At 73.7% G+C, this 16,704-nt stretch carries 10 protein-coding genes; 5 read left to right on the top strand and 5 right to left on the bottom strand.

Translation table 11 applies throughout. The annotated features are described in order from the left end of the window. The first annotated feature begins 67 nt into the window (after positions 1-67). From V6R91_RS29660 to V6R91_RS29645, 4 genes are all read left to right on the top strand, one after another. Positions 68-1,300, top strand: coding sequence for an acyl-CoA dehydrogenase family protein (locus tag V6R91_RS29660; protein ID WP_336398280.1), 1,233 nt, complete (start codon positions 68-70; stop codon positions 1,298-1,300). 63 nt (positions 1,301-1,363) lie between these two features. Then, entirely contained in the window at positions 1,364-2,515 is a 1,152-nt protein-coding gene (locus V6R91_RS29655) for an AI-2E family transporter (protein ID WP_336398279.1), read from the top strand. Positions 2,516-2,696: 181 nt separating this feature from the next. Beyond that, on the top strand, positions 2,697-2,888 hold the full coding sequence (locus V6R91_RS29650; protein ID WP_336398278.1) for a hypothetical protein: 192 nt from the start codon (positions 2,697-2,699) through the stop codon (positions 2,886-2,888). A 37-nt stretch (positions 2,889-2,925) separates the two neighbouring features. After that, positions 2,926-5,847, top strand: coding sequence for a helix-turn-helix transcriptional regulator (locus tag V6R91_RS29645; protein WP_336398277.1), 2,922 nt, complete (start codon positions 2,926-2,928; stop codon positions 5,845-5,847). A 34-nt stretch (positions 5,848-5,881) separates the two neighbouring features. Here V6R91_RS29645 and V6R91_RS29640 read toward each other — a convergent pair whose 3' ends face one another. Continuing rightward, positions 5,882-7,459 (bottom strand): aspartate:alanine exchanger family transporter, encoded by a 1,578-nt coding sequence (locus V6R91_RS29640; protein WP_336398276.1) that lies wholly within the window; start codon positions 7,457-7,459, stop codon positions 5,882-5,884. Positions 7,460-7,616: 157 nt separating this feature from the next. Between V6R91_RS29640 and V6R91_RS29635 the strand changes: the two genes are divergently transcribed. Next, positions 7,617-8,663 carry an ATP-dependent DNA ligase gene (locus V6R91_RS29635; protein WP_194397641.1) on the top strand — a complete coding sequence of 349 codons (1,047 nt, stop codon included), beginning with the start codon at positions 7,617-7,619 and terminating at the stop codon, positions 8,661-8,663. Between the two features lie 15 nt (positions 8,664-8,678). Here the strand turns inward: V6R91_RS29635 and V6R91_RS29630 are convergent, their stop codons facing one another. From V6R91_RS29630 to V6R91_RS29615, 4 genes are all read right to left on the bottom strand, one after another. Beyond that, positions 8,679-11,411, bottom strand: a complete 2,733-nt coding sequence (locus V6R91_RS29630; protein WP_336398275.1) for a BTAD domain-containing putative transcriptional regulator — start codon at positions 11,409-11,411, stop codon at positions 8,679-8,681. Next, complete coding sequence (locus V6R91_RS29625; protein WP_336398274.1) at positions 11,408-14,179, bottom strand: BTAD domain-containing putative transcriptional regulator; 2,772 nt, start codon at positions 14,177-14,179, stop codon at positions 11,408-11,410. The genes V6R91_RS29630 and V6R91_RS29625 overlap by 4 nt, the downstream gene beginning before the upstream one ends. A 204-nt stretch (positions 14,180-14,383) precedes the next feature. Then, a complete protein-coding gene (locus V6R91_RS29620; protein WP_336398273.1) occupies positions 14,384-15,967 on the bottom strand; it encodes a S1C family serine protease in 1,584 nt (527 codons plus the stop codon). 139 nt (positions 15,968-16,106) lie between these two features. After that, positions 16,107-16,694 (bottom strand): hypothetical protein, encoded by a 588-nt coding sequence (locus V6R91_RS29615; RefSeq protein WP_194397637.1) that lies wholly within the window; start codon positions 16,692-16,694, stop codon positions 16,107-16,109. Between the last annotated feature and the right edge of the window lie 10 nt (positions 16,695-16,704).

The following is a 16,704-nucleotide window of genomic DNA, read 5'->3' as shown; positions in this document are numbered from 1 at the left end:
TGAGTACTATTGATGCTGGCATTCAGTTCCACCCGCCGCATCGTCGCACCCGCGTCAGGAGTCCCCCGTGACCGATTTCCAGCCCCGCCCCGGTCAGAGCGTCGCCGGCTACGACGTGACCTCGCGCCAGGACACGGACTACTACGCCGTCTTCGCCGACATCCCCGACGCCGACCGCGCGGCGTGGGATCGCGCCAAGGCGTACATCGACGAGGTCGGCAGCCGCATGCAGGATGCCTGGGACACCGGCGACTACCCCCTCGACATCGCGATGCGCGCCGGCGAGCTGGACCTCTTCAACGACGGCGTCGTCCACCCCGCGCTCACGCGCTTCTCCCCGCTCGCGGCGGGGCTGGTGAACATGGAGATCTCCCGCGGCGACGGCTCACTCGGCACGGTGCTCGCCGTCCAGGGCGGCCTGGCGCTTCGCACGCTCGCCCTGTTCGGCAGCGACGAGCAGCAGTCGAGGTGGCTGGTGCCCGTGGCACGCGGCGAGGTCGCGGCATCCTTCGCACTCACCGAACCCGACCACGGCTCGGACTCGGTGTCGCTCGAGACGGTCGCCCGTGCCGACGGCGGCGAGTGGGTGCTCGACGGCGCCAAGAAGTGGATCGGCAACGGGGCCTCCGGCGGGATCACCCTCGTCTGGGCGCGGGTGGACTCCCCCGGCGACGAGTTCCACGGCGCCGTCCGCTGCTTCCTGGTCGAGCAGACCACGCCGGGCTACACCGGCACCGTGATCTCCGGAAAGGCGTCGCTGCGCGGCATCCATCAGGCGCACATCGTCCTGGACGGCGTGCGCGTGGCGGCCGACGCGGTCCTTCCGGGCACGCGCAGCTTCAAGGACGCCTCGACGGTGCTGTACTCCACCCGCTCGGGCGTCGCCTGGTCGGCGCTCGGCCACGCCACCGCCTGCTACGAGGCGGCTCTGGCCTACTCGCAGCAGCGCGTGCAGTTCGGCAAGCCGCTCGCCAAGTTCCAGATGGTGCAGGAGCGTCTCGCGCAGATGCTCGAGGAGCTCACGGCGATGCAGCTGTACTGCCGGTGGATGGCCGACCTCGAGGAGGGCGGCCGGCTGCGCCCGACGCAGGCGTCGCTGGCGAAGTACCACAACACCCGCGCCGCGCGCCGCATCGCCGCCGTCGCCCGCGACCTCCTCGGCGGCAACGGCATCCTGCTCGAGAACGGCGTCATGCAGCACATGGCCGACATCGAGGCGATCCACACCTATGAGGGCACCGAGAGCATCCAGGCTCTCCTCATCGGCCGCGACATCACCGGCCTGAGCGCTTTCGCCTAGCCCGCTGCGGGACTCGCGCGCAAGCCACCCGGTCGCGCGGCCCTGTGCGCCTACTCTCGGCACATGGGACTCTTCCGCAACGACCCGCAGCGCGTCGTGCTCGAGACGCAGGACGTGGAGCCGAAGGCGACGCGACCCCCGTGGAGCCTGTGGGCCGACGGCTTCGGCAAGCTCGGCATCCGCTCGATCCAGATCATCGTCGTGGTGCTGCTGGTCGCGGGCATCGTCTTCGCGCTGCAGTTCCTCACCCTCGTCACGATCCCGCTCGTGATCGCGCTCATCCTCGCCTGCGCGTTCGCGCCGGTCATGCGGTGGATGGTGCGACGCGGGGTCCCGGCGGTGCTGGCGACGGTGATCACGCTCCTGGTCGTCACGGTGCTGCTCACCGGCGTCGGCTGGCTGATCGTATGGGCGATCCGCGACCAGTGGGACGAGCTGTACGCGCAGGCGGTGGACGGCATCGAGGCGGTGATCGCGTGGGTGCGGACGCTTCCGTTCGCGCCGACGCAGGAGCAGCTGGACCAGTGGCTCGAGGGCGTCCTGGACTTCATCACGAGCGCGCAGTTCGGCTCGGGGGCCCTCGCGGGCGTGAGCGCCGTGGCGAACTTCGTGACCGGCTTCGTGCTGATGGTCACGATCCTCTTCTTCTTCCTCAAGGACGGCCCGCAGATGTGGGAGTTCATGCTGCGCCCGTTCCGCGGCGAGAACTACCTGCGGGCGCACCGCATCGGCGACAAGACGGTGGGCGTGCTCGGCTCGTACGTGCGCGGCACGGCGCTCGTGGCGCTCGTCGACGCGGTCGGCATCCTGATCGGCCTCCTCATCCTCGGCGTGCCGCTGGCGATCCCGCTGTCGGTGCTGGTCTTCCTCCTCGCCTTCATCCCCATCGTGGGTGCCACGCTCGCCGGCATCATCGCCGCCCTCGTCGCCCTCGTCGCCAACGGCTGGGTCAACGCGCTCTTCGTGGTCGGCGTCGTGGTCCTGGTGAACCAGCTGGAGGGCAACTTCCTCCAGCCGGTTCTCATGGGTCGCTCGATGAAGCTGCACGCCTTCGTCATCCTGGTCGCCCTGACCATCGGCACGGTGCTGGGCGGCATCGTCGGCGCCGTGCTGGCCGTGCCGATCGCGGCGGCGGCGTGGGGAGCCGTGCAGGTATGGGACGGTCCGAACCTCGCGGCCCGGTGGGCGCGCCCGAAGCATCCCGTCGCCGGGTGACGCGCGGCTCCGCGTCCTCCACCGCCTTACGGCTCAGGGGGCCGGTCGCGGCGGTCTAAGGCATCGGGCGTCCCAAGACTGGGCATCCGCCCGATGAAGCGCCCCCTCCTCAGGGAGGAAGGTCGTTCCTGTCAGCAGTCCGCACCCCGCACCGGGGATCGCGAGCAGACGGGAGCGACCCATGAACGACATCACCTACACCGCCTACACCCTCGACCGGCACCGCGCGTCCGACCTCGCGCGCGACGCCGAGCTCGTGCGCAGGCAGCGCGAGCACGGCCCGGCGGCGGACCGCCCGCGCGTGCGCCCGCTCGCCACGTGGTCCCGCGGCGCGACGCGCGTGCGGCGCTCGACGTTCGTCGCCGCGCGATGACCCGCCGCCGAGCCCGGGAAGGTGCCACGATATGACCATGCCCGCACTCCCCTCGAGCTCGCGCATGGTCGGCCGGCACGCCGAGCTCGCCACCCTGCTCGAGTCGTTCGACGAGGGCTCCGGCGGCCACCCCCGCACCGTCGTCGTGCGCGGCGAGGCGGGTGTGGGCAAGACGCGGCTCGTCCAGGAGTTCCTCGCGCTCGTCGCGACCGACCCCTTCGAGGCCGGACAGCCGGCCGCCGTCACCGAACGCCCCGTCGTCGCGTTCGGGCAGTGCGTCGACCTCGGCCCGATCGGCGCGCCGTTCGGGCCGATCCGCCGCGTGCTGCGCGACCTGCACACGGCGGTCGGCACCGACGAGCTGCGCGAGGCGGCGGGCTCCGCGGCGGCGATCGCGAGCCTGGCCGCGCTCGTTCCCGGCATCGCACCCGAGACCCCCGAGCACGATGAGCCCGCGGGCGAGTTCGCCGAGGCGATCGAGGTGCTGCTCGAGCGGCTGTCGCAGCGGCGGCACATCGTGGTCGTGCTCGAGGACCTGCAGTGGGCGGATGCCGCGACCATGGCGCTGCTGAAGACCCTCGCCAGCACGCTTCGCGGGCGGCGCCTCACGATCGTCGCCACCTACCGCTCCGACGACATCGACCGGTTCCATCCGCTGCGCCCGGTGCTGGCGGAGCTGGACCGCACCCGGTCGGTCGTGCGCGTGGAGGTGACTCCGCTCAGCCCCGACGAGGTCGCCGAGCAGGTCGAGCAGCTCACCGGACGGCTCGACCCCCGGCTCGTCGAGGCGCTGGCGGAGCGCAGCGGCGGCATCCCGTTCCTCGTCGAGGAGCTCGTGGATCTCGGCGACCGTCCGCTTCCCGACACGCTGCGCGAGCTGGTGCTCGCCCGCTACGCACGGCTCGGCGACGATGCGCAGCAGGCGGTGCGCACCATGGCCGCCGGTGGCATGCACCTGGACCACGACGTGCTCGCGGCGGTGTGCGCGCTGGACGAGGCGGCGCTCGATCTCGCCGTGCGCGAGGCGGTCCACAGCAGGGTGATCCTCGCCGACGGCGCCGGCTACGCCTTCCGCCATGCGCTGACGCGCGAGGCCGTCGAGGCGGAGATGCTGCCGAGCGAGCGCGTGCGGGTGCACCGTCGCTACGCCGAGCACCTGCGCGACCACCGGGGCGACTCGCCCGACGACGCGTCGGCCGTCGCGGAGCACTGGCTCGCCGCACGCGACCTCACCGCGGCGTTCGATGCCACGGTCGCGGCGCTGCGGCAGTCGCGTTCGCGCTTCTCGCCCGCCACCTCCGCGAAGCTCACCGAGCGTCTCACCGAGCTGTGGGATCAGGTGCCGGATGCCGCGACCCGCGCCGGCACGACGCTCCCCGAGCTGCACCTCGACGCCGCACAGGCGTGGCACGACCTCGGCGACCCCGAGCGCTCGCTGCGGTCGGCGAACGAGGGCCTGGCCGTCTGCCCCGACGACCCGTACACGCGCGCGGCACTGCTGCGCCAGCGGTTCGTCGAGACGTACAACCTCGAGCACCACGGTCGCAACGAGGACCTCGAGAAGGCCGTCGCCCTGCTGGAGGGCATCGACGACCCCCGTGCCCGCATCCTGCTGTCGCGCGTGCTCACCAACATCGCGCTGGACGAGCACGGCGAGGCCGCCGCCGCCCACGCGCACCGGGCGATCGCCCTCGCCGAGGAGGCCGGCGACGACGCCGCGCTGGCCGTCGCGCTGACGGTCGAGGCGTGGCGCATCGCGGGCGAGGACGACGACGAGCCCGGCGCGCTGGCACCGCTCGAGCGGGCCGTCACGCTGCGGCTCGACCCGCCGCTGCGCGCGTACGCCGGGCACGCCCTGACCGACATGCTGGTGCGCGTGGGCCGGTACGACGAGGCCATCGTCGTCGGGACCCAGCACTACGACGACGTCGCGCGGGCGGGCATCGAACGCGGCTCGGGCGCGTCGATCGCGCACTCGCTGGCGTTCGCCCTGTTCGCTGCGGGCCGGCCTGCCGAGGCCCACCGCTTCGCGCAGCGCGCCCGTCGGCTCATGAACCCGGTCGACAGCGCGTTCGTCGTGCGGCTGCTCGCGTCCCACCTCTCGTGGGACGACCGCCCCGACGAGCGCGACGAGCTGCTGGCCGCCGAGCGCTCACGGATCGACGAGGCCCAGCGCCGCTACCCCGACAAGGAGGGGTGGTGGGTGATCGAGGCGGCGGATCGCGCCCTGACGCTGCACGCGACGGACGGCGGGACGGAGGCCGCCGGCGACGTGCTGGCGGTCGCCGAGGGCGAGGCCGGCTCGCCCGCCGCGCGCCGCTACGCACTCGTGACCGCGGGACTGCTGAGCCTGCCCGCCGGAAGGCCCGCCGCTCCGGAGCTGCGCGCCCGGTTCGAGCGGGCGATGGCGGGCTGGTCCCGCCACGACGCGGCGCAGGCGGCCGCGCGGTTCGTGCGGGCGCTCCTCGCCGACGCCGGCGACGCCGCCACCCCGGCCGACCGGGTGGCGGCATGGCGCGAGGTGTCCGGCGCACCGGGGGACGACGGCCTGCCGGTGTGGCATCGGCAGGCCGGGCGGATCCGCCTCGCGTGGGCGCTCGCCGATGACGGCGACCGCTCGGGCGCGGCCTCCGTCCTGGACGAGGTCGCCGCCGAGGCGCCGGCGCAGGGCGTCGCCCGCGCCGCGCGGTGGGCGGCCGAGCTGGCGGCGCAGGCCCGGCTCGCCGGCGCCGGCGCGCGGCAGACGAAGGGCGCGGCGGCGCTGACGCCGCGGGAGCTGCAGGTGCTCGAGCTGGTCGCCGAGGGGCTCACCAATCCGCAGATCGGTCAGCGGCTCTTCATCAGCCGAAAGACCGCGTCGGTGCACGTGTCGGCGATCCTCGCCAAGATCGGCGCCGCGAACCGCGCCGAGGCCGCCGCACTGTACGCCGCCTCCGCCGCGGCCTCGGCGTCCGCATGAGCGGGACGGATGCCGCGGGGAGCGGCATCCGTCGTCACAGCTCGACGAGCACCTGCGCGATCAGGATCTTGACGACCATCGCGGCCGGGTAGACCAGGGTGTAGCCGAGCGCGACGCGGACGTCGTAGTCGGTGCGGGAATTGGCGAAGCCGAGGATCGCCGGGTTCGTCTGCGCACCGCCGATGACGCCCGACGACCGCGTGCCGCCGAGGCGGAACACCGCGCGGGCGAGCACGAAGGTCGCGCCCATGAAGAACGTCGAGAGCACGGCGCCGAGCACGAGCAGGCGCACCACCTCGCCCGAGGCGATCGCCGAGAGGATGAGCGAACCCGCCTTGGTGCCGGCGAAGGCGAGGAAGGTGAGCAGCCCGAACTCGGCGAGCACGGTCGACGCGGTGTTGGGCAGCGACGTCACCACGCGCCCGATGCGGCCGATGCGCCCCATGATCAGCCCGACGACGAGCACGCCCGCCGCGTAGCCCAGGCTGAACTGCCCGCCGCCGGGGAGCGGGACGACGATCGACCCGAGCAGCATGCCGAGCAGGACGCCGATGCCGAGGGCGACCGGGTTGATGTCGGCGAGACCGCGCTCGGAGTCGCCGAGGAAGCGGGTGATCTCCCCCATGGATCCGGTGGGCCCGACCACGCGCAGGCGATCGCCCTGGTGCAGCACGAAGTCGGGGCTGCCGACGAAGTCGACATCGCCGCGCCGCACCTGCGCGATCGTCGCACCGTAGCGCTCGGGAAGGCGCAGGCTCGCGATCGAGCGTCCGGCCAGCCGTGCATCCGACAGGATGATCCGCCGGAAGTCGAGACGGCTGCGGTCCCGGGTGAGGTCGATCGCCGACGTGTGGCCGAGCTCGGTCTTCACCGCCTCGACGTCGTCGCTCGGCCCGACGACGTTGACGATGTCACCCGGCTCCAGCGCCGTGTCGGGGCCGACGATCTCCACCTCGCCGTCGGCGTGCCGCCGCCGCGAGAACGCCACCCGGCCGCCGTACCCGGCCGCGATGTCGGCCGCGGTCGGGCGCGAGGTGGTGTCGACCTCGATCGGCTTGCCGACGATCGGGGCCTGCGCGTCGGTGTCGCGCGCACGCGAGCGCAGCGCGAGCGCGACGCCGATCATCGCGGCGATGACGCCGTACACGTACGCGCTGGCGTAGCCGACGGTCGCTTCCGGGCTGCCGCCGGTCGCGGCGAGGGCGGGGGTGTTCGTGAGGGCGCCGGCGAACGTTCCGGCGATGGTGAGCGGCGGGATGCCGAGAGCCGACCCGACCCAGAACGCCAGGCCGCCCGCCACGACGAGCACGCCGGCGACAGCGAGCATCAGCAGGTAAGAGGTGCGCAGCGCGTTGAAGAACCCGGGCCCCGCGATGAGGCCGGTGCAGAACGCGAAGACGACGAGCCCGAGGTCGCCGACCGCTGCCGGAAGCTCGATCGTCACCCCCGTCGACACACCCCACGCGGTGATGCCGATCGCGGCGAAGAGCACGCCGACGGCACCGAGCGAGACGCCCGCGACGCGAACCGTCCCCAGGGCCGCGCCGACCCCGAGGAGGAGGAACAGCAGCACGATCGGGCGATCGGCCAGGAACTGGAAGACCACGTCCATGCTCACCTCCGTGCCCGGGGCTGACGCGGGCGCTTTCCGAGTCTGCCCACTCCCGCGCCGTCGCGCATCCATCCGGGCCGGGCGAGCCGGGCCGGGCAGGTGGGGCGGGGCGCGCCGGGACTGTCGGGTGTCGGCGCGCAGCGGCAGGATGGAGCGCATGCCGTACGAGATCCCCGCGCCGATGCTGGCGAAGTCCGTGCCCGACATCCCCGATCCGGCGAAGGCGCCCGGCGGTCTCAGCTACGAGCCGAAGTGGGACGGGTTCCGCGCCCTCATCTCGTGGGATGGCGAGGACGTCGAGATCGGGTCGCGGGGCGCCAAGCCGCTGACGCGGTACTTCCCCGAGCTCGTCGAGGCGTTCGCCCGCGTCCTCCCCGAGCCGTGCCTGCTCGACGGCGAGATCGTGGTGCCGGTCGATCGCGACGGGCGGCGGCGCCTGGACTGGGAGTCGCTGTCGCAGCGCATCCATCCCGCGGCGTCGCGGGTGAACATGCTCGCCGAGCAGACGCCGGCGATGTTCATCGCGTTCGACCTGCTCGCCGTCGGCGACCGCGACCTGCAAGCGGAGCCGTTCGGCACGAGGCGCGAGGCGCTCGTGACGCTGCTGCGCGGCGTTCCCCATCCCGTCCACGTCACGCGCACGACGGACGACCCCGAGCTCGCGCGGCGCTGGCTCGCCGAGTTCGAGGGGGCGGGCCTCGACGGCGTCGTGGCCAAACCCCTCGACCAGCCGTACGCCCCGGGCAAGCGCTCGATGTTCAAGATCAAGCACGCCCGCACCGCCGACGTCGTGGCGCTCGGCTATCGCATCCACAAGTCCGGACAGGGCGTCGGCTCCCTCCTCGTGGGGCTCTACGGCGAGGACGGCACGCTGTACCCGGTCGGCGGGGTCGCCGCGTGGAGCGACAAGCGCCGGCTCGAGCTCATCGACGAGCTCGCCCCGCTCGTGGAGCGCGACGCCGACGGCGAGGTGCTGCGGGGCGAAGGCGAGAAGTCGCGCTTCCAGTCCGGCCGGGCCGACTCCTCGTTCGTGCGGCTGCGCCCGGAGCGGGTGCTCGAGGTGCGCTACGACCAGCTCGAGGGCTGGCGCTTCCGCCACACCGTGCAGTTCGAGCGCTGGCGCCCCGACCGCGACCCGCGGTCGTGCACGTACGAGCAGCTCGAGGTCGTGACAGCGTACGATCTGGCCGACGTGCTGGTCTGACGAGCCGACGCCGCGTCACGCGAGCTGGGCGAGCGCCCAGCGCAGATCTCGGTCCCGCCCGCGCGCGATCGCCTCGTCCCACTCCGCCGCTCCCAGCCCGGCAGCGGCGCGCTCGCGGAAGGGCGCCGCGTAGGAGCCGTCCGAGAGGACGGGGTGGAAGCCGAACCGCGGGCCGAGCGCGTCCACCGCGCCGAAGAGCTCGGCGGCGCGGCGATGCTCGCCGGCCTCCACGAGGGCGATCGCGTACCCGCTGACGGCGGCGACCGTGCTCGTGGCATCCTCCCGCTCGGCGGAGCGGTGCGCGGCGGTCCGCAGCATCCCCATCGCATCACGCGGACGGCCGACCTGCGTCAGCACCTTGCCCGTGATGTAGCAGGTGGAGGCGAGCGCCCACGTGTGCCCGAGCTCGGTGGCGAGCCGGTAGGCCTGCTCGAGCGAGTCCAGCGCCTGCGCGGGCCGTCCCATCACCCGCAGTGCGTCGCCGCGGATGTACAGGTGGTCCACGACCGCCCAGACTCTGTCGTCGGCGAGGCGCTCCCGGTGCCGCTGGGCCGTGGCGAGCTCCGCCTCCGCCGCCTCGACCGACTCGCCGTGCGCGGCGATCGTCGCCTGCATCGTGTGCGCGATCATGGGCAGCGAGGGGTCCTGGGCCTGGTCGGCGACCAGCGCGAACCTCTCCATGGTGCGCAGCGTCGCCAGCACGTCACCCGAGACCGACCGCATGAACGACGCGGCATACAGCGCCGTCGCCTCCGCGTCGGGGGCGGTCGGGCCGGGCAGGTCGAGCACCCGGTCGATCGTCGCGATCGCCTCGTGTCCGCTGCCGCGCTCGTACCAGTGCCATGCGAGCGCGGCGACCAGACGCACGGCCGTGGGGCGGTCCCCTCCGTCGATGAGCCGCCGGCACGCGTCGTCCAGGTCGGCGCGGTTGGCGGTGAGCACCGCCCGTGCGCGGCGGTTGTCGGCGGTGCGCAGCAGCGGCGCCCGACGCTCGGCGTCCTCGGTCATCCACGCCGCGTGCCGCCGGTGCCACGACTCGAGATCCTCGATCGGATGCCGCGCCCGCATGTGGCGCTTGACGGTGTCGAGCACGCGGAACCGGCGCTCGCCGGGCGTCGGCGCGACCGCGGCGACGAGCGACTTGCGCGCGAGGGCGACCGCGACCTCTCGGGGGTCGCCGTCGCCGGCGTCGCACACGCCGGCGACGGCGTCGAGGGTGAACGAGCCCGAGAACTCCGCCAGCTGCGCCAGCAGCGCACGCTCGGCGGGCGACGTCGTCGCTACGCTCCACGCGATCGCGTCGTCGATCGAGTCATGACGGCCTCCGCGCCGCGGCCCGGTGGGTGCCGCGTCGAGCGACGAGGCGAGCTCCTCCAGGGTGAGGACGTCCAGGCGCGAGGCGGCGAGCTCGATGGCGAGCGGCAGTCCGTCCAGCTGGGTGCACAGGCGCTGAGCCTCGCCGATCTCGGCGGCGCTCCAGTCGCGGATGCCGCTGGACTCGCTCGCACGCTGCAGGAACAGCGCGACGGCGTCACCGGCGGCCGCGCTCGAGAGCGGATCGAGGACGATGACCCGCTCCCCCGGCATCCGCATCGACTCCCGGCTCGTGACCAGCATGCTGAGCCCGGCGCATCGCTCGAGCAGCCGGGCGGCCAGGGATGCCGTGGAGCCCAGCACGTGCTCGGCGTTGTCGAGGATCATCAGCGTCCGCCGGCCGCCGAGCGCGTCGGCGATCGCGTCGACGGAGTGGGTGGCCGCGCCGACGGCGTCGGCGACGGCGCCCACGACGCGGTCGGGCGACGAGACGACCGCGAGGTCGATGAGCCGCTGCTGCTCGTCCTCGTCGGCGCGTGCGCGCCGGGCGACCTCGATCGCCAGGCGCGTCTTGCCGACCCCCGCGGGGCCGGTGAGCGTGACCAGGCGCGACTCGGCGCGGCCGCGCCGGATGACCTCGAGCTCATTCTCGCGTCCGACGAACCTCGTGACGGGGACCGGGATCCCGACACGGTCGATGGGGCGGTCGACCACGGCAGGTTCGGCCTCGTCCTGCCGGGCGATCGCGAGACGCAGGGCGTCGAGGTCCCGCGGCGGGCGGGTGCCGGTGTCACGCAGCGCGGTGGCGCGCGCGTCGATCGTCGCCAGGGCATCGGCCGTCCGCCCCGAGCGGTCGAGGGCGCGGGCGTACAGCGCGCCGATCTCTTCGTCGCCGAGGTCCTGCGCCAGCGGCGAGATCGCGGCGACCGCCCCCGCGGCATCCCCCGCCTCCAGTCGCAGACTGGTCAGCTCGAGGAGTGCGGTTCGACGGAGCGCTGCCAGGTCCTCCGCGACGGGCCGGGCGAACGGGAACTCGCCGAACCCGCTGAGCGGCGCGCCGCGCCACAGGCGGTCGGCGTCCTCGAGCTCGGCCGCGCGCGACGAGGCGCCGTTCCCGGCGACGAGAGCGCGGTAGCGGACGATGTCGACCGCCTGCGGGGGCAGCTCGAGCCGGTAGCCCGCGCGGCCGCCGACGAGCGCCTCGCCCCACCCGCGGCCGCGCAGGCGGGAGATGTGCGCGCGGAGGCTGCTGACGACGGCGGCGGTCGGCTCCGACCACAGTGCATCGACGAGCTCGTCGGCCGAGAAGACGCGTCCGGGCTCGAGGGCGAGCCGCGCGAGGATCGCCTGCGGGATCGTGCCCCGCACCGCCTCGGGCGCACCGTCGCCGGACACCTCGAAGGCGCCGAAGAGCGCGATGCGCACGGCTGTCACGCCGTCGCCTCGGCGGGGAGCGGCGCGGTCTGCGGAAGACGCTCGATCAGCGCCGAGACCTCGTCCCACCCGAGCCGGCGCCCGTTGCGGTACTCGTGCTCGAACTCGCCGGGGGTGAGACCCTGCGCGACGGCTTCCCGCAGGCGGCGCGCATCGTCGCCTTCCGCGGCGGCGATGTCGTAGTCGTAGCGCCGTCCGAGCTCGTCCACCGCGCCCATGAGGCGCGCGCCCACCTCGTGCCGCTCCACGAACGCGCACGCGCCGGCCGCGACGTGCACGACGGCGAGGGCACCGGCGGCGTCCTCGTTCGCACGCGCAGCCGCGATCGCGCTGCGCGCGACGGCGATCGCCTCGCGTGGCCGTCGTGCGTCGACGAGCGACTTGGCCATGATGTACTGCGACGACGTGATCATCCACGTGTAGCCGACCGAGGATGCGATGCGGTGCGACTCGCTCAGCGCCGCGAGCGCGTCGTCCGGCCGCCCCTGCGCCCGTCGCAGCTGGCCGAGCGACATGTGGACCTCGGCGCGCGCCCAGGCCTGGGCGTCGGGGAGCAGGTCCAGCGCCTGCGCCATCAGCTGCTCGCCGAGGTCCGGCTCGCCGAACATCGACCGCCCGAACGCCTCGCGCGACAGCGCGACCGCGGTGACCGAGGCGTCCGAGCGACGCTCCCCCTCCGCGCGGGCGCGGGCGATCGCCTCGAACCCGGCCATCGCGTCGCCGGTCTGGTAGGCGAGGTTGGCGAGCTCGGTGAGGGCCAGCCCGTCCGAGTCGGTCGGGTCGCCCGGCAGCGCAAGGGCCCGCTCGACGCGGGTGCGGCCCTCCCGCAGCAGCCCGCGGAGGAACCAGTACTGCGCCTGCCAGCCCGCGATGCGCACCGCCGCCTCGCGATCGCCGGCCTCGATGGCGCCTTCGAACGCGACGGCGAGATCCGCGCGGAAGCCGTCGAGCACGGCCATGGTGTCGCGGGCCTCGAACGTGCGCAGGGTCGGGCCGAGCCGGCTGGCGAGGTCGGCGAACCACCAGCGGTGCCTCAGCCGCCACGCGGCGATGCGGGCGGGGTCGTCGCGATCGGCGAGGAACTCGCGCGTCGACTCGAGCACGCGGAACCGCCGCCGGCCGGTGCCGCTGCGGTCGACGGCGACGAGCGAGCGACCGACGAGCTGCATCAGGAGCTCGGACGTGCGGGCGGTGTCCAGGCCGCTCGTACCGGCCGCGGCGCCGACGGTGAAGGTCCCGGCGAACCGGGCGACGTCCGCCAGGAGCGCCCGCTGGTCGTCGTTCAGCTCGCCGAACGTCCAGCCGATCGCGGCGCGCACGCTGTCGTGCCGGCCGGTGCCCGCCCCGCGGCCGCCGATGCCCTCGCGCACCTGCTCGACGTCCAGCACGTCCAGCCGCGCCGCCGCGAGCTCGAGCGCGAGCGGGATGCCCTCCAGCTGCGCGCACAGCTGCCGGGCCTCGGTGAGCTCCTCGTCGTGGAAGGCGCGACCGCCGCGCGCATCCGCGGCCCGCTCGCTGAACAGCCGCCAGGCGTCCTCCGCGTCGTCGCCGACGAGCGGACGCAGCACGACGACGTGCTCCTGCGCGAGGCGCAGCGATTCGCGACTGGTCACGACGATGCGCAGGTGCTCGGTCTGGGCCAGCAGGGCGTCGACGGCGACGGCGAGGGCGCCGATCACATGGTCGGCGTTGTCGAGCACCAGGAGCACGCGACCGCGGCTGAGGCGGCGCACGATGCCGTCGATGCTGAGCTCGCGCGCCCGGACGACGGCAGCGATGGCGGCCACGACGTCGTCGGGGTCGCGGATGTCGGCGAGGTCCACCATGTACTGGTCGTCGTCCAGGGCGGTGGTCGCCTCGCGCGCGAGCTCCACGGCGATCCGGGTCTTGCCCACTCCCGCCGGCCCCACGACGGTGACCAGCCGGTGCCCGCGCCGGGCCTCGCGCAGGGCGAGCAGGTCGCTCCCGCGTCCGATGAAGCGGGTCAGCGGGATGGCGATGCCGACGCGGTTGACCGTCCCGCCGATGCCGATCGGCGCAACGACGGCGGGGTCGAGCCGCACGATCGAGGCCCGCAGCGCGTCCACGCGGGCCGAGGCGTCGAGCCCCTGGTCGGTGAGCCGCTCGCGGTAGCCGTCCAGCACGGCCAGCGCGTCGGCGTAGCGCGCGGAGCGCGCGAGGGCGAGGGCGAGCAGCCGCACCGGCCGCTCGTGCAGCGGGTGGCGTTCCACGGTTCCGGCCAGCACGGCGGTGGCGAGGCTGTCGTCGCCCAGCTCGATGGCCGATTCGGCGAGGTCCTCGTCCAGCAGCCGCCGCTCCTCCAGGTGATCGGCGCGCAGCCGCGCCAGGAACGGATGCCCGTCGAGGTCGGCGAGCGGCTCCTGCCCCGCGATCCCCGCCAGCTCGACGAGGCGGGCCAGGTGCTGCTCGGCGTCGGTGATCTGCGCGGCCTGCGCGAGGTCGTCGCGGAACCGCGTGAGGTCGACCCGCTCCCGCGGGATGTCGATGAGGTAGCCGCCGCGCGCGCCGACGATCGACGCGCCGAGGCCGGCGCTGCGCAGTCGCGACAGGTGCGCGCGGAGCGTCGAGACCACGTTCTCGGGACGATCTGCCCAGACGTCGGCGATGAGCTCCTCCGACGGGACGAGCTCGCGCGGCGTGCTCGCCAGACGCGCGAGCAGGGCGCGCGGGAGGTCGCCGCGCACCGGCACCGCGCTCCCGTCGATCCGCAGTCCGAACGCCCCGAGCAGTTCGATGTCGATCCCCATGCGCGTCGGTCTCCTCCGGTTCGTGGTCTCTCAGGATGCTAGGCGCGCCGCGGCCCGCGCCGCCGGGCGCGGGTCACGGTGCAATCTTGGTGCAATCGCGGACGGGTCGGCAGGCGCGGCGCGCTGCAATCCGCCACCCACGAGCGAGCGGATGCCGCGGCACGCAGTGTGCCGCGGCATCCGCTCCTCCGTGTCGCCCAGGTGTCAGAACGCCGCCTGGAAGCTTCCCAGCGCGCGGTCGATCGCGGTGAAGTCGCCCTCGCTCAGCGCGGTGACCGACAGCACGATGAGGTACTGGCCGTCGTTGGAGTACGCGGCGAGCATCAGGTAGTCCGCGGCCGTCTCACCGCAGCCCGTCCAGTACTGGAAGACCCCCGAGTGCAGGTCGTCGGCGTACTCGTCGATCGCCTGCTGCGAGCAGCCGGACTGGGTGAGGTAGTCGGCGGTCATCTGCAGCCACTCCTCGGGCTGGATCGTCGCGGTGGCTGCGGGAGCCGCCACCACCGAGACACCGGGCACCGACCAGCCGCTCGCGAACGCGGCGACGTCGGTCGAGGCGTCGATTCGGGCCCACTGACCGCCGCGAGGGTCGGTGTAGACGCTGGTGTCGATGCTCGACCACGCCTCCGGCACGTCGACGGTCACGCTGCCGGTGTCGTCGACGACCGACACGAAGTCCGCCGCGGCGCTGGCGCCGCCGCCGGAGCCGCCCGAGCTCGCGCCCGCCTCGCTCGCGACCGAGACGCCCTCGACGGGCTCGCCGTTGAACTGGCCGGTGTAGTAGATGCCGTCCGCGGGGCGGTACAGCTCGACTCCCAGGGTCGCATCCTGGCCGTGGGTGCGCAGCACGTCGCAGTAGTCGGCCATCGTGCCGTCGGTGCCGACGCTGACACCCTCCATCTTGGTGATGAGGTCGCCGGGCTCGACGCCGGCCTTGTCGGCGGCCGAGCCCGAGGCGACCGAGTTCACCCAGATGCCCAGGCCCTCGCCCTCCTCGGTCATGAGGCCGGTGCCGTTGATGCCGAGGCTGAGCACGCTCTCGCCGGCGGCCAGCTGGTCGAGCACCTGCTGCACCTCGTCGCGGTGGATCGCGAGGTTCTGGTCGTGGAGGTCGTTGCCGGCGTAGTTCACGCCGATGAGCCTTCCGTCGGCGTCGACGAGCGGACCGCCCGAGTTGCCGCCGCGGATGCGCGCGTCGTGCTCGATGACGTGGTCCAGCGACGCCCACGGGGTGTCGACCGCCGTGTCGGCCTTCGACACGATGCCGCGCGTCATGGTGAACTCGGGGTCCCCCAGCGGGAACCCGGCCGCGTAGACGTCAGTGGCCGTGGTGATGTCGCCCTCGTGCCACGAGAAGTACGGGTAGTCGTCCTCCTGCAGCTGGATGACCGCGAGGTCGAGGCACTCCGACGAGCCGAGGACCTTCGCGTTGAGCGTCTCGGACGTGTCGCCGCCGCGCCACACCTTGAGCGTGCCGGCGCCGACGACGACGTGGTTGTTGGTGACGGCCAGGCCGTCCTCGCTGATGAGGAACCCCGAGCCGCGTCCGGCTGCTTCGTATCCGCCCATCTCGGGCGAGACGAACGTGCCGACGGCCTCGATCTGGATGGTGGCGGTCTGGATGTCGTCGAAGCCGACGCCTCCGGCGCCGCCGGCCCCGCCGGCGGCGCCCTGGCCGGGCGAGACGGTGAAGGACATGCAGCCGGTCAGCGCGAGCGCCGACGTGGCCGTGAGGGCGGCACCCGCGAGAGCGAGGCCGCGGCGTGAGCGGTGTGTGGTCGTGTTCATGGTTGAGCAAGCTATTGGCGTGCAACGGTGCTGCGGGGCGGGCGTTGCACCGTGCAACCGCTGTGCAATCGAAGGGCCCGCAGACGCCGAAGAGCGGGCCGCGATCCGTCGATCGCAGCCCGCTCCCGGGTACGGCGGGTCAGCTCGCCGCGACCACCTCGGCGACGACGTCGCCGTACATCCGGACCGCGTCGGTGAGGTCGTCGGTCTCGGCGACGCACTCCGTCGGCACGGTGTCGCAGCTCGCGGCGAGGAACGCCTCGCCGGCCGCCGCGACCTCGGCCGCCGCGGCGCGCAGCTCGTCGCCGAGCGCTCCCGACGGCACCTCGGCCTCGATGCGCTCGGGCGCCGTGCGCGCCTGCTCGACACCTTCCAGCGCGATGCCGATGCAGTTCTCGTCGCCCAGGGCGATGACCGCACTGCTGCAGAAGTTGTCGTACCAGCGGTCCTGCCATGCCAGCACGGCGTCGGATTCGATGGCGAGGACGGATGCCGCGCCCCCGGCGGGCTGCGTGCCGGCCGCGCCCGCATCGCTCGGGGCGGGCGACGGCTCGGAAGCCGCGGTGGCCTCGGCGGCCGTCGGGCTGGCGGCCGGCGCGCACGCGGTGAGGACGAAGGCGCCCGCCATGACGGCTCCTGCCAGTGCGAGGGCGAACGACGATCGCGGACCGGTGTGGTTGACGTGGACGTTGGTGATGCCATGGGGCTTGAAGCCGGGGATGGACATGTGTGCTCCG

The organism is Microbacterium sp. CCNWLW41, assembly GCF_037083505.1.
This window is presented reverse-complemented; position numbering and strand designations above follow the sequence as displayed.